Below are 19,749 nucleotides of genomic sequence, written 5' to 3' on the forward strand. Positions count from 1 at the left end.
CGAACTAAACAGTGAACTATTGGTTGAGTTGAACGTTACTCTCCCTTGCTTCCAAACTGCATAATCACAAATGCCACCGCCGTCCCTCCGACGAGCTGATCGGCCAGGGAGAATGCCCCGCCGAAACAGTAAGGCTGCAAGAGAAGGACCGTGACGAAACCGCCGCCCAGGGCCCACGGCACGGCCCGTGCGCTTCCGCGTTTTGTAAAGAGCGCCGAGGCGTAGACGCCCAGCAAGCCGGCATAGGCAAAGCTCATCACCCCCAGCGCGAAACTGACCAACGGCAGGTCCGTCGCACGCTGCCAGTAATAGCTCACGACGGCCATCACGGTCAGCACGAGCGCGAAGAGCAGTACGGCCTGGCTTTCCTCCCTTCCCTCCTGCCCGAACTCGCAAGTGGCCTCGTCGCCGGGATGCCGCCGGTGGCAATTATGATAGCCTGGGAGCGTTTAGTACAACGGCAGTGACCCTTGCGGACAAACAGAATTAGGAAAAAGCTAAAATATTAATATATTTTTTTTGTTTAATAACAAACATGATCATTCACTGCTAAGGTATCCGGAAAAAATAGTCAGTGCTATTAAACAAAAAAGGTTTCGCTATGGCCATTAGAATAGAGGCTCCATTTATTCATTACGCAACACATCAGAGTTGCACTTTCAATCAATAAATCATGCTCATTCAGATTCGATACGCGCTCGCGGCACTTGTCGCCGTCTCCCTGACTTCCTGTGCCACTGGCCCATCCCCATCCGCTTCTGCCGGGGCCAAGCCCACCCAAAAATCCGCACCGCCAAAAACAGCCGGCGACCTGGACCCGATGTACCGGCCACTCGGGGATGTCGATCTTTCGCAATACAAGAGCGCCGGTAACGGCCTGCTGCTGGTTGCCCGAAAGGGCGACTACGATATCCTGCTGACCAAACCCGGGTACCCCTATGAATTGCCTGCAATGGGCTGGTCCGGCATCAACTACCACAAAGCCACACGAAACGTATCACAGTTCAGCGGGTACATGATGCGCGCGAGAAATAATGGGAATAATCCACTTCCCTACATCGGGCGCCAGGTATTCGTAGATATTGACGGCGTCGCGGAGTCCTACTACGGATCGTTTGCTTGGAACAGCTTCAAGCAGTGCCTGTTTTGCAGCCGCGACACCATTGTAGAGTTTGTCGAGGGTATTCCCGAGGTTCGGGACACGGACGGCAAGGTACTTAGAATGCCGTACAAGATCAACCGCTATTGGGAATATTGGTATCAATTCAACAGTGGCAACTACGTATGGCATTACGTTACCAATAGCGAACAAACTTCCCGCAAAATCCAGCTAAGACCGGCTAGCCATGACCAAAAACCGGTCTACACCGAGGTCTCCGGTCTGCCCCAGTACGAATTCGTGCTGCCGCATCCAGAGCAGGTCGCTGCCAATTTTCCCAGCACTGACCGTGCGCTGTTCACACGTACCTACTCGCTGGGCGACCTGCTCCGGCAAAAAAAAATCAATCCTGACAACCTGCTCCTGAAGCCGTTTAGCCCAACCTCGCTGAGGGACAACTTCAATAAATCCAAGATTCACAAGTATGATCATGCCTGGATTTCACACGGCCAGTCGGCGTTCGTCTCCAGCCCGATGACCGGGAAAACCTACCTGCAGCCGTACCAAAAACCGCCGGTGCTGACACTGCCTTCATTGAAAGAGATCGTCATGAACGGCAAGCTCTCCGTCAACCGTCAGTGCATGGGAAAAACGGATGGCATGGTAGTACTCACAGGCCAGTGTGACCCCGCATCGCCGGTGTTCCCACTGACCGTAATGACGCAGATCTCCGCCAACCAGTTTGTCGTTAACGTGTGGTCGGACATCAATCGCCGCAGCAGCTACCTGCTGACCGGCGGCCAGTTCCCAAAACAAAACTTCTACCGCTGGAACATCGATGCCTTTATGGTGAACACAACTGTTGATCCCGACACTACACTTGCTGCCCTAGAGACGGGTGACGATCCCTTTTCGGAAAAAATAATCGCCTTTGCCAACCAAAACCAGGACCGTCAAGTCTGCGACAAGATGGCCACGGCGGTCAGCAACGCCGAAAAAGCCCTGCACTTCGACCCGGATATCGAGGAGCGTCTCGCGAAATATGAGCACTACTACAAGATGGATTGGGCTGACATGGGCAAGGCCATCTCAAATATCGACAGAAACCCCAAGCACACGCCGGTCACCGATTTCGAGGAGTTCGTCTGGGACGATCTGGTCAGTATGAGAACGGACATCGACCAACGTCTCAATGTCCTCAACCGCTACAAGGATGTCAACAATAGCGTATGCCAACCGGATCCTCAACGTATGACCCAACTGGTAACGGCGCTCACGAGCTTCAAAGCAGATCTTAGGGCCTCTATGAAACAGTTGGACGACACCTACTACGATCAAGCCGTTGAACGCAAAAAAGAGATCTACTATTGGGCCAACCGGCTGGAAGAGGCCAAGAAACAGGCTGCAATGGCACAGTTTATGGACAAGCTTCATGCCTCACTGAATGCCGATCTGGCGGCAAAACAGGCGGAACGCCGTTCGATGACGCGCAGCATACTCGAGAGTCGCCGCGCCGTCAAGGCCCAAATCGCGGATGTCAAGGCACGCAATGCCGCTTATTTTGCCAACCATAAACCGGCCGTGAGTGCACCGAGCGCGGTGACCATCGCCCCGGTCACGATGCCGTCGTACTCGCTCGACACTACCGCGGATTCAAAGGTCTACCTTGGTGGCTTGAGATCGAATCGTCTCAGTTTCCAAGACGCTATCGCTCAGTCAAAGATCAAAACCGCACAGCTAAAGCAAACGACTACGGGCACGGCTCCAAACGCGACCGCTGCAACACCGTCCGCAGAGTCGGCCCCTGAAGCGAAACCTTCCAGAGATGCTCCCGGAGGTGCTGCGATCTGTGTCGCTGTGAGCCGCAATGCCAGCAATAACATGACAGACCTTGGCTACTACTACGCCTATGATCAGCACTCTACGCCACTCAAGACCGACAGAGTGGCTCGCCAGAAATATGCCGCCGAACACAACGGCACCCCAAGCTGTAAACACAATGACGAAGACGAGGTCGGCGCATTGGTCGTGGTCGTATGGGACGGCAAGGACTATACCGGTGCCGCAAGCCGAACCTACGGCATGGGCTTCGGTCTATCAACCGGTGCCGCGGAAATGGATGCCGTCAATAATCTGTCCAATCGCAACTGGAGCTGGAAACCATCAATGGGCTACCGCGTTGTGTTCGCCAAGCAGTATTGAGCGGAAGTAACAGTCTACTATGAAGAAAACTTTCAACTCGTCCCGTCAACCCTGAGGATGAGTTGCAAACATGACCCAATAAAAAAATTAATTTGTCATTGGACTAGCCGACTGCTTTTTCCTCTGTCCCCAACTGCATAACCCCGAAAGAGACCATTGCCCCCGCGACGAGCTGATCGGCCAGGGAGAAGGCCCCGCCGAAACAATAGGGCTGCAAAAGCAGGACCGTGACAAAACCGCCGCCCAGGGCCCACGGCACCGCCCGTGCGCTTCCGCGTTTCGTAAAGAGCGCCGAGGCGTAGACGCCCAGCAGCCCGGCATAGGCAAAGCTCATAACTCCCAATGCAAAACTGACCAGCGGCAGGTCCGTCGCCCGCTGCCAGTAGTAGCTCACGACGGCCATCGCCGTCAGTACGAGTGCAAAGAGCAGTACGGCCGACCGGGCAGCGGCCACGTAGTGAGCCTCTTCCGTCTCGCCCCGCGCGCTCTTCCAGGGACGGTAGATGTCTTCCACGGCGACCGAAGCCATCGCCGCGAGTACCGAGTTCGTCGAGGAGAGCGCGGCGGCAATCGCCCCCACTGTCACGAAGCCGCGCAGCCCCGCGGGCATTTCGTTGAGGATGTAGGTCATGAAAATAGTGATCTTCTCCCCGCCGAACTCCTGCACGGCACCGCCGCCGATGCCGGAGAGTTCCGGGTGGTTGTAAAAGAGGTAGAGCAGCAGCCCTATCGCCAGGAAGAGAAGCACGACGGGGATCGTCATGACGATGGAGACGACCAGCGCCCGGGAGCCGTCGCGACCGTTCTTGCAGGCCAGCACGCGCTGGGTCATATCCTGGTCCAGGCCGTAGGCCGCGATGTTGAGCAGCAGCCATCCGCCCAGCAGGCTCCAGATGCCGAAGTTCCCGGCCGTGTCAATGACAGTCAGTTTCCCCTCGGCATTCAAAACGTCAACCATTGTGCCGATGTCCGTCTGCAGCGTGCCATAGAGGTAGATCAGTACGGCGACTCCCGCCCCGATGTAGGTCACCGCCTGGATGACGTCGCTGTAGATGACCGACTTCACCCCGCCGAAGTAGGTATAGGCCAGCGCGCCCAGCACGAGCATAAGGATAGCGGCAAAGAGGTGCAGCGGCGCGATGTCGGCGAAGACGATCATCGAAACGGCCAGCGCCCCGATGTAGAGACGCGCGCCGCTGGCGAGGACCCGGCCGACCAGGAACATGATGCCCGCTTCGCGTTTGGCCTTCGCCCCGTAGCGCTGCTCCAGCAGTTCGTAGACGGTGACGGCGCGGATGGCGTAGAAGCGCGGGACCAGCACCTTGGCAATGAAGAGCACGGCCAGCAGCGCCGAGACGTAGAAGCCGACAAAGGTGAGGTTGCTGCGGTAGGCGTACTCCGGGCCGCCCAGGAAGGTCGCCGCCGACTGCGAGGTCGCCAGCACGGAGACGGCGGCCGCGAGCATCGGGACGCTGTTGCCGCCGACGAAGTAATCGCGCGATGAACGGATGTTCACGCGGGAGAAAAGCCACGAACTGAAAGCGAGGATGGCAAAATAGCCGCCGAAGACGGTCCAGTCGAGGGGGGAGAATCCCATCAACGCGCTTCCGGCGGGGCTTTCAGCTGCAGGTCGCTGACGGCGCTGCGCACCTTCCGCATGAATGCGTCTCCCGGGTCGCTCTTTTCCGTGCGGTACCCCTTGTCAAGCTCCCGCCACAGCGGGGTCGCTTCCATTTGGCGGTATTCATGGTGGCCTATGAGGTATTCCATGTGGGGGTACTTCCGGGCGAGGTAGCGCACCAGCGCAATGTTCGCGCGCAGCTGCGCCGGGGTGAGGTCCTCTTTGGCGTTGTCCTCCCCGCCGACGTTCTCGATGCCGATACTGTCAAAATTGAGCCCGATGACATGGCGCGCCATCCGGTTCTCCGGCATCAGGCGGTAGATCGTGCCGTCCCGGTCGACGAGGAACTGCGAGGAGACGTTGAGCGCGCCCGCGGTCGCGATGTCGCCGCGGCTTCCGGGCAGCAGCTCCGGCTGCAGGCGCGAAAACGAGGACTCCAGCCCCATATCGGCCGTCCAGTGCAGGACGATCACTTTCGGATCGATCGTAATGTCACTCACGTCCATACCGTAGTGCTGCTTGACGTACTGCTTAGTCAATGCGATGCGCTGCGGCCCGAAGGCGATGGGCTTGTCGACGATTGTCGGCGCGCCGATGCCGTAGGCGTCAAAGAGCGCGTTGATACGGCGGTTCGACTCGGCGATCCGCTCGCGGGAGATCCGCCCCGCTTTGACCTCGGCGTAGATCGTCTCGACAATCCGGCCGAGCATGTTGCTGCCGAGCTGGTTCGCGAAGAGCAGCATGTCCACCCCGCCGTTGATGGCGAGGCGCACCGTCTCTTCAAGCGTGTAGTGTTCCGAGATCGCCTTCATCTGCAGGTCGTCGCTGACGATGACCCCCTTGAAGCCCAGCTCACCGCGCAGCAGCTCCGTGTTGATCTTGTGCGAGAGCGTCGCCGGATAGTCGGGGTCGAGACGGCGGTTGAAGACGTGGGCCGTCATGATCATGTCCGCCTTGCCCTCACCGATCAGGCGGCGGTAGGGTTCGAGCTCTACGGGCGTCCACGTTTCGGTGACATCCACAAAGCCTTTGTGCGAATCCCCCAGCGACGAGCCGTGGCCGGGGAAGTGCTTCAGCACCCCGATGACCTTTTGCCCACGCAGGGCGTCGAGCATGATTCCCGCGTACTTCGTCACCTTCTCCGGCGACTTGCCGTAGGAGCGCTTCAGCCCGACGATCACCGTGTTCTCAGGGTTGACCGCCAGGTCGACGTCGGGGGCGAAGTCCGTATTGATCCCGGCATCTGAAAGGGTAGTCGCCAATGTCCCGTACACCTGCTGCGCGTACGCCGGGTCGTCCCGTCTGCCAACCGCTTCCGCCGAGGGGACTATAGGGAAACCGTAGGCGTGTTTCAGCCGCGCGACCCGTCCGCCCTCCTGGTCGACGGAAATGAGCAGCGGGGCGGTGGCAAAGGCCTTCAGCTGGGCCGTCAACGCCGCGAGCTGGCGGGGTGAACGGATGTTCTTCGTACGTTTCAGGTCGGGGTAGCCGAGGTCAAAAAGGATCACCCCGCCCGGTTTGTACTGCCGCAGCTCCGTCACAAAAGGGTCCGACGCGTCAAGCGATTCGGCATCGAAACCGACAATGAGCATACGCCCGATCTGCGCCTTGAGCTCGGCGTCAGTTGGCGCCGCCGCACCGAAGAGAAAAAGGGGAAGTAAAAGTAAGAGTGTCAATGTTCGCATCACCCGCATTGTACACACTCATTGTGGATAATGCGTTTAATGGATCAAAGCTACCAATGGCGCCGGAAATAGTGTACAATAGTTATAATCCACTGAAAGGAGCGATACCATGTCCGCTAAGAAGAAAGACGAAGAGATCATCGAAGAGAGTCAGAAAACCCTCGAGGGCTACCGCGCCGAGATCGAAGCACTGAAAGAGAAAGCAAGTCACTACAGCACCGAGGTCAAAGCCGAGTTCGACAAGCGTCTTGACGAGCTGGAAAAGATGTACGGTGAAATGCAGGAGCGTTACGCCGCCTTCAAGGATAAAACCGAAGCCAAATGGGATGAGACGAAAGCCTTTGTCATCCTGACCAACAAGGCGCTGGCCCACTCCTACCACTATTTCCTTTCCCACTACAAGAAAAAAGGGTAAACGTGTGCCGGGGAGGCGCTAAAAGAACTTAGCATCCTCCATCTCGTCACGCAGCCCCTTGCGTTTACGCGTCTCTTCTCGCCGCTCGACGGCAACGTTGGAGGGGTTTTCCGGGTTGGAAAAAACAGCTTTGCCATAAAGCACGCACCCTTTGTCGCCCGGATCGCAAACTTTTTTCAAAAGATCGCACAGCTCGCCGCGCTGATGCGAACAGGTCCATCCGCCCATCACTGTTCCTTCGTTTTTGACAATTATAACCTCCCCGGCCCCGCTTTGCCTAGTAGAGTCTGACCGGGAGGACCCAGTCCGGTTCTGCCGATGCGACGTCCGGATTCTGCATCAGGCTGTTCGACTGATCAATATCATTTCTGTCGCTTTTGTTGACAAATACGACGCTACTCCCGTCGATACCGATACGGCGGCGAAACTCCAAACCGTTTGACGCCGCAAACGTCTCCGGGTCAATCCGTTTCCCGGAGACAAAGCGGACGACGATATGGCCGGTCGTCACATGGCGGAATGCCGCTTCTTTCACACCCCATTTATAGAAGATCTCCCCGGCGTGCGCTGCCTTTTCACTTGCCAGGCGTGCATGATTCGATGCAGCCTGCTCGGCCGTATCAAATGCTTTTGCTTCCGTCTTGACGAAGAGTGTTTTTCTCCCGTGGCTGTTTTGCAAATAACAAAATTGCCCGATCGAATCTGCGAAAACCACTCCCGCAACTATCAAGCTTCCCACCATATATACAAGCTTCATCATTCCCACCTTCTAATGGCCGCTGATCTGTATGCCCCAGCTTGAGAGCGAGCCGATATAACCGCTCCTGAGATCCATGACCTTCAGACGCCATGTCCCCTGCGCGGGTTCATCCAGGCATCGTACAGTTGAAAAACGCCAATCTGCATAACGTTCTACGCCGCGAATGTAGTTTTCACCGCCAACCGCGAGAACGCTTTCCGTCCCCAACGGAGAGACTACTACGATGCGGAGATCATCGATTCGGTAGTGTTCCGTCGTGATCCAAATATCCACATGTTCGACCGTCATGGATTCACTAACATTCAAGGTACGCTCAATCCCGCTGCTGTTGGCATCGGGAATATCGACGTTGGCACTGTCGGTATACAGCGCGCTCGTCTGTTCCTGCCCCAAGGAAGAAAACCCCTCCGCCATAGCGACGGCAGCTGCTGCATCCACGATGCCGAAACCGTATTTGTCGTTGATAGGCAGTCCTGCCCCGTTTAGACTCCAACTCCCGTCGGATGCATCGTTCTGACGTGCGCTCCTGGCGAGAATATACCGAACATCTCTCCGTGTCAGTGCCGGATTGGCCTGGAGCACCAGGGCACACACGCCAGCCACTGCCGGACAGGCCGAAGATGTCCCGTTCATGAAACGGGTGTAGTTGCCGTCGGGATTGTTCCCATCAAGCAAAGAGTCACCGAGAACAATCTCGTCATTATCGTACTTTATATCATGCCCGATACCCAGCCCCGTCAGGTCCGTCGTCACGATGGCAGGGTTCGTAAGCCCATACTCGCCTCCCGTTCCAGCGACAAGCACGTTCGCCCCCGTGTTGGAATATGAGCTTAGCGTACCATCTGCATTCACGGATGAAACGGTAATGGCGTATTTGCTGTTATGCAGGCTGGAGGTGTTGGCATATCCCTCATGGCTTGCCGTACGATCATTGCCGGCGGCAAAAACATAGATGGCGCCCTTGCCGTCACGACCGTTCACTGCGCCCTCTTCCAGCGCGCCTTCCAGCACCGGTCCCCAATCGGTCAGTGCGGCTGAAGTCATCGCCCCCCAGCTGTTCGAAAATATATCGATGCCCGGCCGGAGAAAGGCATCAGCAAAATGGGAGACCCTGCCTGTCGCCAGCACATTAAACCCGGCCAGCCGCGTCATCGGGGCAATGCCCCGTACCCCCCGTACGTTGAACCCCTGCGCGCCAATAATCCCCGCGCATGCGGTCCCATGGTATCCGATATCACTGCCGAGAGGCACAGGATCGTTTGCGTGGGTGCCGTAGTGATAGCTCAGGCTTATGTCAAGGTTGTTTGTCAAATCAGGATGCCCGGACTCGACGCCAGTATCGACAATGCCGACGACCACGTCACCACTGCCGGTAAAAGTGGTCGGCAGCCCGACGATGTCGAGGTCTTCTCCAGCGATGCCCCCGTTTTGCGCACCGCCCGTCTGCCCCGTGTTCAGCAGGTACCACTGATAGGGAAAAAGCAGGTCCCCCTCGACGCTTCCCCCGTTGAGAGGATCCGTACCGCTCCACACTTCGGCATAATCGTTCACCCCGTCGCTGTCGCTGTCGGGCAGCCCAGGATCCGTACCGGCGAGCTGTTCAAAGGCGTCCATAAGCCCCTCCTGATCGCCGTCTTTTTTCCAAAGCCCTTCACTGCCAGCATAGAGCCCTGTTCCATAATTGCCTTCCGCCAGCACCTTGTAACTGTCCGGGTCGTTCAGATAACCGAAATGTGTGGAACAGTTGTTCTCGATAACGGCAGGGTTAAACCGTGTCAGTGTCGCAGCATCGATCATACTCCCTGCCGGGTCGGAACTGAACAGCTTCTGCGCAACCTTCCCGAGGATCATTGTGACCGTTGAGGGCACGGAGAGGTGGCGTTCCGCCGCGACGGCGGCAGCGGCAGAACTGAAAAGGTTGACCGACACGTTGCCGTCGCGCAAAGCCCCGAAGGTTGCGTAGGCATAAAGGGGACCGGCAAAGCTGCGTATTTCTCCCGGGACGACAAACCCGTCGCCGTCGGGGTCGATCTCATTCCCTCCGCTTACTTTCAGAAGCATCATCGTTTCTTCCGAAGGCAGGGACGATACAGCGAAGGTGCGTGTAGCCGAAAAACGGCCGGAGGTCCTTTCGCCGAATGGCAGTAGTTTTGTCGCCGTCGCGTTGTACTCCGTGCCGTCGCGCTGCGGATCATAAGTGTAGCTTTTAGCAAGAAAAAGAGCGCTGCCGTCCAGCTTCGTCACTTCTATATCCGCACCGCAAAGTGCCCCCCTGACTGCCGTACTGCCTCCGATGCTTACGGTAATGGTCTCTGTCGGCGTCGGCGTCTCGGAATGCGAGCCGCTCCCGCATGCCGTGAGCAGAAAAACAGCTGTGACAGGAGCGATCACTTTATGTACGACGCTATAAAAAAGCATTCCTTTCCTTCCGGGTCGATCCCGATATCCTTATGCATACAGCCGATTGGTCATCCCCTTAAACACTCCTATTATAGGGTATATGAGCTTCAGAGAAAGCGGCATAACCCAATAGCATTTTTTAACGCTTTCTATTTTATTGAAGCAATGTTTAAGCTTATCATTCATACACTGATAGTATCTCAACCATTGGTATAAGGGGTATATTATGAAACGTGTTAGCGTGATAGGTATTTCTGTCGCAACAGCGGCATTGATCATGGGCGGCTGCGGCAGCAGCTCCTCCGGACCATCGGCACCTGCTGAGACCAAAGCTGCTACCAGCATTGATCTCGCAACGGTGGAGAGTGCGTTGAGCATGCTCTATAACGGCGGAATTGCCGCCGCCGGTGCGCCAGCATCCCCGGTTAAAGCGGCGGTGGCGGACATCAAAACGGCGATCCAGACGAAAGTGGCCGCCAGCGGCGGCTACAGCGGAGGGGACAGCTATTCGCAGACTTATGATTGTCAGATCAGCGGTACGCGCACCAGCTCATATGAAAGTAGTTACGATTACCCGGCAGAGGGCGGCTGGACGGAAACCTATGCCTATACGTATAGGTACGACCACTGTATCGACAACTCCAGCGGGGACGTCAACGGTGAACCGGTCAACCGCTATTTCCAGAACGGAACATACTCCTACTCGAACACGGCAACGTATGACAACGACTCGAACATGTCCAAAGAGACGTGGTCCTGGAGTGATAATCGCAGTTACGGCTACGACAACAACGAGACGACAACGTCACGCACCTATACCGCCAAAAACAGCGGGAAAGAGACCTGGGAAGCAGACGGTGATTACTTCGACGCCACCGGAATACCGGCATGGAGCGACACCTGGCACTACTCAGGCTTCAACAAAGTAGTCGACATCAACAGCAGCGGAAAAGTCAGCGGCGGTGAAAGAAATGTCTATAACGAGACATGGACCGACTCCGGCGCCCAGGACAACTCCCACTATAAAACAATGGCCGACGGGTTCTATACACACTATGAAACCGACGCAAACGGCGTGGAGAGTGTCACAGGGGGCGAATACTACAACAACTTCGTCATGGAAGTCTACATGAGCGGCAGCGAAGAAAACGTCACTATCAACGGAACCTACGGCACAACCTGCCTCGGCGGATCGGTCACGTTCAAAACCGATCCGGTCGTCCAGTCCAACCAGGATGATTACTTCGACGGCGACGGTGCCCACGGCAGCGACGTTCTTCCGTATGCCGGTACCGTTACCGTCAGCGGCAGCGGCAGCGCGACAGTCAGCTTCGACGCCAACGCCTCCATGTACTCGACGGTCACCATCGTCGCACCGGATGGCAGTGCAACCTACAGCCGATGGAGCGACATCCCTGTCGGCAGCTGTAGCTCGATGATGCCATAACGGCCGTGGCACTCAGAAGTGAGGTACCTCCTCCCTTCTGCATGGTCAATCTTCTGACTTTCCGGCTTCCAAAACACATTTAGAGACTTGTAAGTCCCTATCCACGATAATCCAGTATCTTTACAACCGAAAGCATCTGTACATGACTACTATTTTGCAACTGGCGGGCCTGCCCGATTCGAATGAGATCGTCCTGGAGACGACGGATGAAGCGGGAGCACGCCGTTTTCTCGATTTCGCCTGGCTCTCGCCCCTGCTCGAACCGCTCGATCCGGCCCGTTTCCGGCACCTCAAGCTGCTCTACGGCGGTGCCGAAAACCCGATCAGCGTCAATATCAGGCCCGATGTCGTCTACAACAGCATCAGTGATCCCGAACGCTGTAGCCATGCCCTGGACCGTGCACAGCACGCGGCACAAAGCAATCCCTACCCCTTCATCAATCCGCCGGCCAATATTCCCCGTATCCGCTCCGACCGCCTCAGCGAGACCGTTGCCCCGCTTAAGGGGATCACGATGCCCAAAACCGTCCGGCTGACGCCGCATTCGCTCTCCGACGTCAGCAATACGCTGGAGCGCTCCGGCCTGAGGCCCCCGCTTCTCTTCAGGGAAGCCGCCGCTTACCCGGAACGTCCGAACCACTTCATCCTTGAAAGTTTTGACGATCTCCACGCCCTCGAACGTTTTCCCTTCGACGGTCGCGCCTACTATGCCTCCGCCTTCACAGACTACCGTTCACCGGACGGCCTCTACCGTCTCTACCGTTTCTATGTCATCGGAGACACCCTGCTGCCCGGTCACCTTATCCTCTCCGATCAGTGGCATATCCGAAACGATGCGGAGGCCCACCGGGGTTTGAAATCGAAAATGACAGGCATTCTGAACGAGGAAAAAGCCTTTCTCAAACAATTTCGCAAAAAGAGCTTTCCCGCCCTCTACGTGTTGAAACAACAGCTCGGTCTTGACTATTTCGCCGTGGAGTGTACCATTGACAAAAAAGGGGAACTGCTGCTTTTCGGTATTGATTGCAACGGCCACTATGCCGACGGGACAAAGATGCAGGGCTATTATTCGACAAAAGAGCTCGCACAGTTCAACCAAGCTGTCGAGAAAATGCTGCTTGATAAACGCCCTGCGGCAAAGGGCTATCATGCTTAAAGTACTCAATCCCATCGGCACCCCCGACAACGGCCGTGCAACCGTTATCTGGAACAACGGCAATCCCCAGCAGCTCAGGATCAATTTTGAAGGGACCAACAGCCTTGTCGCCCTCATCGACCAGCAGCGCTGCCGCGTCCTGCCCGTCACCTTCGGTGGCCGCCATCCCAAACAGATCGTTCCCGAAGATGCCGATGTCGTCGTCAATTCGGTCTGCGACCCCGATACGAACGCCAAGGCCCTCCATCAGCTGGAAGCGACACTGAGCAGTCTTACGATCCCCGTCATCAATCCCCCCAATCTGACCTTCCTGACTACCCGTGAACAGACCTACTCCCGTCTGCACAGCATTCCCGGTCTGCGCGTACCGAAAACGGTACGGCTCTCGCCGACGCGGTTGGCGGAGATCCCGGGGATGATCGCGGAACACGGCCTGGACTACCCCTATATTTTCCGCTCGGCAGGGGAACACGGCGGCGGGGGGATGGTCCTGGTCGAAAGCGCACAGGATTTGCCGAAACTGGAACGCTTCGCTTTCGACGGCAGGGAGTTCTACGCGATTGCCTTCCACGACTTCCGGGACAAAGACGGCCTCTACCGCAAATACCGTCTTGTCGTCATCGATGGACAGATCTATCCGCGCCACCTCATCGTCTCGAAATCATGGAACATCCACTCGGAAACACGGCAGGAGCTGATGAACGATTCTCAAGCCTTCCAGGATGAGGAGATCGCCTTTCTGGCGCACCCTCCCGCGCGCCCGGAAGAGACCTGCCGCCGCATCTATGAAAAACTGCCGCTCGATTTCTTCGGCATCGACTGCCACCTGGATACGGAAGGCACTATGTTCATCTTCGAACTCAACACCTGTATGCGCATCGTCAGTAACGACCCCATTCCCTACCAGGCCCCTGCCCTCGATGCCATCAGGGAGGCCTTTAACGCACTGATTGCACGCAAGGCCGAAGGCCGCTGACCCCTAAGCGAGTCCCAGCATCGCCCGCGTCTCATCGGGCGTCGCGATACGACGCTGCAACTCCTCCGCAATCCGCGCGACCCGACGGACCAGCGCTTCGTTCGAGGCGAGTACTTTCCGCTCGTAGTCGTAATGGATGTTATCCTCTATCCCGACGCGGACATGCCCTCCCGCAGCGACGGCGGCAGCATTCATCGGCAGCTGGAAACCGCCCAGCCCCGCCCCGGCCCAGACGGAATCCTCCGGCAGCGCCTCCGCGATCATGGTCAGGTTGCCGAGCGTCGCCGGCGCCGTGTTGAGATTACCAAGCAGGATGTTGAAGTATTTGCGCCCTTTGATGATCCCGTGCCGCTCAAGATACTTGGCCAGGTTGACCATCCCGTAATCGAAGACCTCCATCTCCGGCCGGATCCCCTTCTCCTGCATCGTCATCGCCAACCGCTCGACCATGTTGATCGTATTGACGCTCGCCCCGGAAAGGAAATTGAGTGACCCGAGCGTCAGGCTCGCCATATCCGGTTTCGCCGCACCCGTCAGATGCAGCACCTCGGAGCGCCGTTCGAAATCACTCCAGTTTCGTCCCGACGTGGAGACACAGCAGACCATCCCCGGCCGCTCCCGGCGTATCCCCGTCAGAATCGCTTCGTAATAGCGGGCATCCGGCGTTGGCAACCCCCGTTCATCCCTTGCGTGGATATGGACGATGCGCGCTCCTGCATCATAAACGCGGATCGCATCCGCAACAATCTCCTCGACATGGACCGGGACATACGGCGTGCTTACTTTCGTCGGTACCATCCCCGTCAGACAGACATTGATCATCAGCGGGGGGAAGGGGTTCAGCGGGTGCGGATCGTTCCCCTCGATATAGGCCGCTGCCGCGATCTCGCGCTCTGCCCTTGTCTCGAAATGGCGGACAAGGTCCATCCGCAGCGTCGTCCAGTGGGTGACATCCTCCAGGCTGAAGGCGCAAAGCTTCTCCAGGCGGCCGACAACCTCATAGCCGTAATGCTTACGGTACCAGACGATCGTCTCGGGATGGTCCGCATTTGTCGTCACGTACTTCACGCCCGCGTCGTACATCGCCTCCAGCCGGGCATTCTGAAGCGCCTTCCCGATGTTCATGCCCTGGAATTCGGGATAGACTCCCAGCAGCGTCGTCTTTCCCTCCTCCGGGGAGAGGATCTTGTAACCACCCGCACCGATGATCCGACCATCTTCCGTCCGGGCGACATAGAAAAAGGCAAGATCGAGTTCTTCCATCTCCACCGAGGGGACATGGTGCATATTCCATGGTTCCATCACTTTGAGAATTGCATCTCTGTCACCTATAGCGGCTCTTTCGATTCGGTAATCCATCGTCAACCCCCTAAGATCATCTATTCTACTGTTTTATAGCGCTCTTTTCCATTAGACCGCCCCAGATCCCGGAGTAAAGTATAATTACGCAGCTAATGACAAGGAGACCCCATGGCGCTGGGCGCAACGATCTACAAAGTATCTCTTTCCATCTCCGACCTCGACCGCCACTTCTACCATGATTTCGACCTGACCGTCGCCCGCCACCCCTCCGAAACGGAGGAGCGGATGATGATGCGCCTGGCTGCCTTCGCCTTTCATGCCGACGAACGGCTCGCCTTTACCAAGGGGATCGTCCAGGAGGATGAACCCGACCTCTGGAACAAGGACTATGACGGCACCATCCGCCTCTGGATCGACCTGGGACAGCCCGACGAAAAGCGCATACGCAAGGCGTGCGGACGCGCCGAGGAGGTGATCATTTACACCTACTCCCGCCGGGCGGCCGACGCGTGGTGGCGCCAGAACGGTTCGAAACTGGCGCGTTTCGGCAATCTTCAAGTGATCCAGCTGGATGCGCAGGGCGACGCCGAAGCCTTTGCAGAACGGAGTATGCAACTCCAGGCGCTGATCCAGGACGGCGAACTGCTTCTGAGCGACGAAAAGGATCGGCAGCTTAAAATCACGAGGGAGTCATGGGCGTAAGAACAATCCGTCTCGGCAGCAACTCCATTGCGACCATCGACCTTGAGACGGCCGAAGACGGTACGCAGCGGATCGTCAAATCCTCCGAAGACCCCTTCGCGCTGGAGGCGGAAGCGACAATGCTCGAACACCTCCGGCCCCACCTGCGCGTGCCAAAGGTGTTCGAGCAAAGCGCAGGGCGCCTGGTCATGGAGTACATTCCCAACGACGCCGCCTGCAACGGCCGCTGCGAAGAGGAGATCGCCGATGCCCTGGCCCACCTGCACAGCATCCCCGCCCAGGGTGTCTTCGGGTTCGGCTCCGATACGACCATAGGCCCCTTCCGCCAGCGCAACCGGCCGCGGATACGCTGGGTCGATTTCTACCGGGAGATGCGGGTGCTCGATTTCGCCGCCAAGGCCTTCGACGAGGGGCAGATCGACAAAAGCCTTTTGGGGCGCATCGAAAAGCTGGCCGCCGACTTCGAGCAGTTTCTGGACGAACCCGAGCACTCATCCCTGCTGCACGGCGACGTCTGGGGCGGCAACGTCCTGACCCAAAATAACCACCTCGCCGCTTTTATCGACCCGGCGTGCTACTACGGCCACTTCGAGATGGAACTCGCTTTTATCGGGATGTTCCAGACGTTCGGCGAAGCTTTTTACGCGCGTTACCGCGCTCACCGTCCCATCCCCGAGGGCTTTTTCGAGCACAGAGCCGACCTCTACCGTCTCTACCCCTACCTCGTGCACGTCCGCGCTTTCGGCGGCAGCTACCTGGCGGGTTTAGAGGCCATCCTCCGGCGCGTCGGCTACTGACCAGAGCATCTCTTTGCGCAGGAGCTGCCGGTTTTTCCGGAAGCTCTGGTGGACCTGCTCCAGGATGCGCAGCAGCGCCCCCGCCGTATCGATGGCGAAGGGACCTTTGTTGAGCATGACGCACTCCGCCCGCCCCGCCATCGCCGCGTCAGTGATCTCGGCGCGGCTGGGGAGGTTGTTCTTCATCTGGCTCTCGAGCACCTGCGTCGCCCAGATCACGGGGAGGTGTGCCGCGCTGCAGAGATCGAGCAGGCTCTCCTGAATGGTGGCGAGGTTCTCGAAACCGGTTTCGATCGCCAGGTCGCCCCGGGCGATCATCACCCCGCTGCGCTCCCACAACAGCAGCTGTTCCAGGATGCGCGGCATTCGGAAAACCGCGTGCCGGGTCTCGATCTTGGGCACGATACCGATATGGCCGCACGTCTCCGCCTGCAGGAGCGCCTGCAGGTCGGCGACGTCCCGGTCCGTCTGGCAGAAGGAGAGGCCGAGCATATCGGCATAGTGTTTGACGGCGCGCAGGTTCTCCCGGTCTGCCGGGGTCAGGGCCGGGATGTTCAGGTAGGTATCGGGGAGGTTGATCCCCTTCTCCTCCTTGAGCAGCGTCCCGCCCGGTTTCGCCTGGGTCACCCGGCAAAGCACGCCGTCCGCTTCGACTTCATGCACCGAGAGACCGATCTTGCCGTCATCGATGTAAATCCGGTCACCCGGACGAACGTAGGAGGCGAATGCCGGCAGCGTACAGGAGATCTGTGCCGGTACGGCCGTCTTGCCCGTCTCGTCCCGGATCGCGGCACACCCCTCCGCATCCGTCGCGGTAATACGTAAAGTGTCCCCCGTAAAGAGCCGGATGCGTTCGGGCTGGACGACACAGCCCCGCACGTACCCCTTCCGGCCGCCGCCTGAGACCTTGCAGCTTTCGTCGACGGCGACCTTCTTGCTGATGACACCCGTCACCCCCTCCCCGTCGCGCTGCATGATCCTTACCTTGGCGTGCCGGCCGTTGATGTCCATCACTTTCAGCACGTCGCCTTCTGCAAGTTTGTCGAAGAGGCTCCTCTCCAGTGCGAGCTGCCCCGGGATCCTCGCACGGGTATTGGGATCGGTACGCTCGGAGATGGTCTGTGCAGGCAAGGGGCGGATCAAAATCGTCTTTTCGCGCTTGTTGCTGCCGAGCACGACGGGCAGCTTCAGCCGCCGGATCCGCCCGGTGCGTATCTTCGGCCCCGCCAGGTCGACAAAGATCTTCAACGTCTCCTCCGCGGGCCGCGTTTCGTTCAGCGCCAGGATGACATCGGCCATCCCCTGCCAGACGGCGGGATCGTCGTGCGCGGTATTGATGCGGAAGAGATTGACCCCGGCTGCCGAGAGGCCCCGGATCAGTTCCCCGCCGTTGCGGGCGGCGTCGGAGGGGAGCGTCACCATGACCGCCGTCGTCTGCTCCGCCGCGTCCGCAGCGCCTTTGCCGCCAAAGAGGGCCCGGCTGTTCTGCGCGATCATCTCCTGTGCCGCGGCGATGCCGAGGTGGTGGAACGCCGCCGTCTCCTCCGGGGAGATCTCCCCCCGTCCCAGTGACGAGGAGAGCTGGTCGTAGAGCGTATCGACACTGGCGGCGACGTGGGCGTAGGAGCGTCCGAGCGAGGAGAGCGAGAGCAGGAAAAGCTTCTCCTGCAGCTCCGTCCAGTCTTTGGAGCGGAGGATGAGATATTGCCTGAGATTGAGAAGGCTCCGGTAGTGCGGGTGGTTCCGGTCGGTCCCGTGACGGGCCGCGAGCAGGTCGCTCCGAAGCTCTTCGAAGATATCGAGAGCCGATTGCATCAAAGTTCTATCCAGCATACCGATATCTTACCGTGAAGGCGTTTCAAATCGGTTACGTTTTACTGCCCATTTCTGCGGCACGCCGCACGATATCCATGCCGTAACGCTCCCGCATCTTCATAACCGCGCCGTCGAGCCGCTGCATCTTCCGGTCCTCCTCGAGGGTGAACATATCGACCGCCTTGGGATCGTGGTGGAGGAACTTCGTCGCGCTCATGGCGATGTAGGTAACGGCCGCGTTCGGATAGCAATCGAGCTCCCGGAACTTCTCCAGGGCGAAGGCGGTGATAAAACGCTCGTTGAAAAAGCGGTAGACGGTGTACTGTTTCTTGCTGCGCAGCCTCCCTTCGTACCCGATGCTGAAGTAGAAGGTCGTGGGGTTGACGCCCAGGCGGGCGATGGTATGCGTCCAGTGGCGCACCATCACCCGCACGCGGCGGTAGAACTCGTCGCGTGCGCGGATGGGGCGGTCCATGCTGCGCGACATCCCGATCCCCTTGCGGCTGCGGCGGGGGTTGATCCCCTCCCCGTCACGCCCGCTCATACGGGCATAGAGGTCCCGCCCGTGCCGCCCCCAGCTCGCAAACAGGTGCGGGCTCGCCACGGCCTCGCCGACGGTGGTGATGCCGTAACGCGCCAGCTTCTTCCCGAAGGCCCTGCCGACCCCCGGGAACTCCCCGACGGGGACGTCGCGCGTAAAGTCGTCGATCTCGTCATCGTAGACGACCCGCAACCCGTAGGGCTTCACCGTTGAGGTCGCCAGCTTCGCGATCCATTTGGCGTTGCTCGCCCCGATGGAGACGGGCAGCAGCAGCTCCTTCGTCACCTTCTCCTGGAGGTAGCGGATAAAATCGGGCATGTCACGCTCCTCGACCCAGCCCGTGACGTCGCCGAAAAGCTCGTCGATGCTGTACTGCTCCACCAGCGGGATCTCCTTGGCCAGCATCTCCATCATTTCGTGCGACAGGGTGTGGTAGAGCAGATGGTCCGGGGGGACGAGGATCGCCCGGGGGCAGAGCTGCAGCGCCTCGCGGATGGTCATGGCCGTCTTGACGCCGCAGGCCCGTGCCTCGTAGCTGGCCGTCGTCACGATCCCCCGGATGCGCCCGGCGTCGAAAAAGTAGTTCGAGGCGTCGTGCTCGGCGTGAAAGAGCGTCGGGACGAAGGCCCCCTGGTTGAGCTGGATGAGCTTCTTCTCCTTTGCCGGTTTCGCGTCAAAGATAAACGGGTCCCCCCGCCCGCCGACGATCACGGGCTTGCCCACGAGATCGGGGTTGCGGGTGCGTTCGGCGGAGACAAAAAAGCTGTCGAGGTCGAGGTGCAGTATCATACCGCCATGATACGGCCAAATGCGGACGGCGGGCCGTTTTAT

General features: G+C 58.4%; 16 protein-coding genes. 7 read left to right on the forward strand and 9 right to left on the reverse strand.

The features are described from left to right. Positions 1 to 35 precede the first annotated feature (35 nt). Complete coding sequence (locus WCY31_RS08845; protein ID WP_345972097.1) at positions 36 to 338, reverse strand: hypothetical protein; 303 nt, start codon at positions 336 to 338, stop codon at positions 36 to 38. 335 nt (positions 339 to 673) lie between these two features. On the opposite strand from WCY31_RS08845, the gene WCY31_RS08850 reads away from it, so the two are divergent. Then, positions 674 to 3,301 carry a hypothetical protein gene (locus tag WCY31_RS08850; protein ID WP_345972098.1) on the forward strand — a complete coding sequence of 876 codons (2,628 nt, stop codon included), beginning with the start codon at positions 674 to 676 and terminating at the stop codon, positions 3,299 to 3,301. Between the two features lie 103 nt (positions 3,302 to 3,404). On the opposite strand, the gene WCY31_RS08855 is transcribed toward WCY31_RS08850, so the two are convergent. Together WCY31_RS08855 and WCY31_RS08860 are read right to left on the reverse strand one after the other, a co-directional pair. Next, on the reverse strand, positions 3,405 to 4,898 hold the full coding sequence (locus WCY31_RS08855) for a sodium:solute symporter (RefSeq protein WP_345972099.1): 1,494 nt from the start codon (positions 4,896 to 4,898) through the stop codon (positions 3,405 to 3,407). Further along, positions 4,898 to 6,607, reverse strand: a complete 1,710-nt coding sequence (locus tag WCY31_RS08860; RefSeq protein ID WP_345972100.1) for a glycoside hydrolase family 3 N-terminal domain-containing protein — start codon at positions 6,605 to 6,607, stop codon at positions 4,898 to 4,900. Before WCY31_RS08860 ends, WCY31_RS08855 begins: the two co-directional genes overlap by 1 nt. A 109-nt stretch (positions 6,608 to 6,716) precedes the next feature. Here WCY31_RS08860 and WCY31_RS08865 point away from each other — a divergent pair, with 109 nt between their 5' ends. Continuing rightward, positions 6,717 to 7,022, forward strand: coding sequence for a hypothetical protein (locus WCY31_RS08865; protein WP_345972102.1), 306 nt, complete (start codon positions 6,717 to 6,719; stop codon positions 7,020 to 7,022). An 18-nt stretch (positions 7,023 to 7,040) separates the two neighbouring features. On the opposite strand, the gene WCY31_RS08870 is transcribed toward WCY31_RS08865, so the two are convergent. The 3 genes from WCY31_RS08870 to WCY31_RS08880 all read right to left on the reverse strand — a co-directional run bounded on the left by WCY31_RS08870 (position 7,041) and on the right by WCY31_RS08880 (position 10,200). Further along, positions 7,041 to 7,250, reverse strand: coding sequence for a hypothetical protein (locus WCY31_RS08870; RefSeq protein ID WP_345972103.1), 210 nt, complete (start codon positions 7,248 to 7,250; stop codon positions 7,041 to 7,043). A gap of 49 nt (positions 7,251 to 7,299) precedes the next feature. Further along, positions 7,300 to 7,701: a hypothetical protein gene (locus WCY31_RS08875; protein WP_345972104.1), complete on the reverse strand. Its 402-nt coding sequence runs from the start codon at positions 7,699 to 7,701 to the stop codon at positions 7,300 to 7,302. Between the two features lie 90 nt (positions 7,702 to 7,791). Beyond that, complete coding sequence (locus tag WCY31_RS08880; RefSeq protein ID WP_345972105.1) at positions 7,792 to 10,200, reverse strand: S8 family serine peptidase; 2,409 nt, start codon at positions 10,198 to 10,200, stop codon at positions 7,792 to 7,794. 208 nt (positions 10,201 to 10,408) lie between these two features. Between WCY31_RS08880 and WCY31_RS08885 the strand changes: the two genes are divergently transcribed. The 3 genes from WCY31_RS08885 to WCY31_RS08895 all read left to right on the forward strand — a co-directional run bounded on the left by WCY31_RS08885 (position 10,409) and on the right by WCY31_RS08895 (position 13,761). Then, complete coding sequence (locus tag WCY31_RS08885) at positions 10,409 to 11,629, forward strand: hypothetical protein (protein WP_345972106.1); 1,221 nt, start codon at positions 10,409 to 10,411, stop codon at positions 11,627 to 11,629. 142 nt (positions 11,630 to 11,771) lie between these two features. Continuing rightward, on the forward strand, positions 11,772 to 12,785 hold the full coding sequence (locus WCY31_RS08890) for a hypothetical protein (RefSeq protein WP_345972107.1): 1,014 nt from the start codon (positions 11,772 to 11,774) through the stop codon (positions 12,783 to 12,785). After that, positions 12,778 to 13,761: a hypothetical protein gene (locus WCY31_RS08895; protein ID WP_345972108.1), complete on the forward strand. Its 984-nt coding sequence runs from the start codon at positions 12,778 to 12,780 to the stop codon at positions 13,759 to 13,761. Before WCY31_RS08890 ends, WCY31_RS08895 begins: the two co-directional genes overlap by 8 nt. A 3-nt stretch (positions 13,762 to 13,764) precedes the next feature. Here the strand turns inward: WCY31_RS08895 and WCY31_RS08900 are convergent, their stop codons facing one another. Then, complete coding sequence (locus WCY31_RS08900; RefSeq protein WP_345973773.1) at positions 13,765 to 15,063, reverse strand: GNAT family N-acetyltransferase; 1,299 nt, start codon at positions 15,061 to 15,063, stop codon at positions 13,765 to 13,767. A 168-nt stretch (positions 15,064 to 15,231) separates the two neighbouring features. Here WCY31_RS08900 and WCY31_RS08905 point away from each other — a divergent pair, with 168 nt between their 5' ends. Beyond that, positions 15,232 to 15,765, forward strand: a complete 534-nt coding sequence (locus tag WCY31_RS08905) for a YaeQ family protein (RefSeq protein ID WP_345969445.1) — start codon at positions 15,232 to 15,234, stop codon at positions 15,763 to 15,765. After that, the gene (locus WCY31_RS08910; protein ID WP_345969446.1) at positions 15,756 to 16,562 is read left to right on the forward strand and encodes a fructosamine kinase family protein; all 807 of its coding nucleotides are present in this window, start codon (positions 15,756 to 15,758) and stop codon (positions 16,560 to 16,562) included. The genes WCY31_RS08905 and WCY31_RS08910 overlap by 10 nt, the downstream gene beginning before the upstream one ends. Here the strand turns inward: WCY31_RS08910 and WCY31_RS08915 are convergent. Together WCY31_RS08915 and WCY31_RS08920 are read right to left on the reverse strand one after the other, a co-directional pair. Further along, complete coding sequence (locus WCY31_RS08915; RefSeq protein ID WP_345972109.1) at positions 16,530 to 18,395, reverse strand: pyruvate kinase; 1,866 nt, start codon at positions 18,393 to 18,395, stop codon at positions 16,530 to 16,532. The genes WCY31_RS08910 and WCY31_RS08915 overlap by 33 nt on opposite strands. A gap of 34 nt (positions 18,396 to 18,429) precedes the next feature. Beyond that, positions 18,430 to 19,707 (reverse strand): DNA polymerase IV, encoded by a 1,278-nt coding sequence (locus WCY31_RS08920; RefSeq protein WP_345972110.1) that lies wholly within the window; start codon positions 19,705 to 19,707, stop codon positions 18,430 to 18,432. Positions 19,708 to 19,749: the final 42 nt, after the last annotated feature.

This window comes from Sulfurimonas sp. HSL3-1 (assembly GCF_039645995.1).
Lineage (GTDB): Bacteria > Campylobacterota > Campylobacteria > Campylobacterales > Sulfurimonadaceae > Thiomicrolovo > Thiomicrolovo diazotrophicus.

Bases quoted from the DNA above. Each gene is read 5' to 3' on its own strand.
- WCY31_RS08850 (WP_345972098.1), top strand. From the start codon at position 674: ATGCTCATTCAGATTCGATACGCGCTCGCGGCACTTGTCGCCGTCTCC.
- WCY31_RS08855 (WP_345972099.1), bottom strand. From the start codon at position 4,898: ATGGGATTCTCCCCCCTCGACTGGACCGTCTTCGGCGGCTATTTTGCC.
- WCY31_RS08860 (WP_345972100.1), bottom strand. From the start codon at position 6,607: ATGCGAACATTGACACTCTTACTTTTACTTCCCCTTTTTCTCTTCGGT.
- WCY31_RS08865 (WP_345972102.1), top strand. From the start codon at position 6,717: ATGTCCGCTAAGAAGAAAGACGAAGAGATCATCGAAGAGAGTCAGAAA.
- WCY31_RS08870 (WP_345972103.1), bottom strand. From the start codon at position 7,250: ATGGGCGGATGGACCTGTTCGCATCAGCGCGGCGAGCTGTGCGATCTT.
- WCY31_RS08880 (WP_345972105.1), bottom strand. From the start codon at position 10,200: ATGCTTTTTTATAGCGTCGTACATAAAGTGATCGCTCCTGTCACAGCT.
- WCY31_RS08885 (WP_345972106.1), top strand. From the start codon at position 10,409: ATGAAACGTGTTAGCGTGATAGGTATTTCTGTCGCAACAGCGGCATTG.
- WCY31_RS08890 (WP_345972107.1), top strand. From the start codon at position 11,772: ATGACTACTATTTTGCAACTGGCGGGCCTGCCCGATTCGAATGAGATC.
- WCY31_RS08895 (WP_345972108.1), top strand. From the start codon at position 12,778: ATGCTTAAAGTACTCAATCCCATCGGCACCCCCGACAACGGCCGTGCA.
- WCY31_RS08900 (WP_345973773.1), bottom strand. From the start codon at position 15,063: ATGGAACCATGGAATATGCACCATGTCCCCTCGGTGGAGATGGAAGAA.
- WCY31_RS08905 (WP_345969445.1), top strand. From the start codon at position 15,232: ATGGCGCTGGGCGCAACGATCTACAAAGTATCTCTTTCCATCTCCGAC.
- WCY31_RS08910 (WP_345969446.1), top strand. From the start codon at position 15,756: ATGGGCGTAAGAACAATCCGTCTCGGCAGCAACTCCATTGCGACCATC.
- WCY31_RS08915 (WP_345972109.1), bottom strand. From the start codon at position 18,395: ATGCTGGATAGAACTTTGATGCAATCGGCTCTCGATATCTTCGAAGAG.
- WCY31_RS08920 (WP_345972110.1), bottom strand. From the start codon at position 19,707: ATGATACTGCACCTCGACCTCGACAGCTTTTTTGTCTCCGCCGAACGC.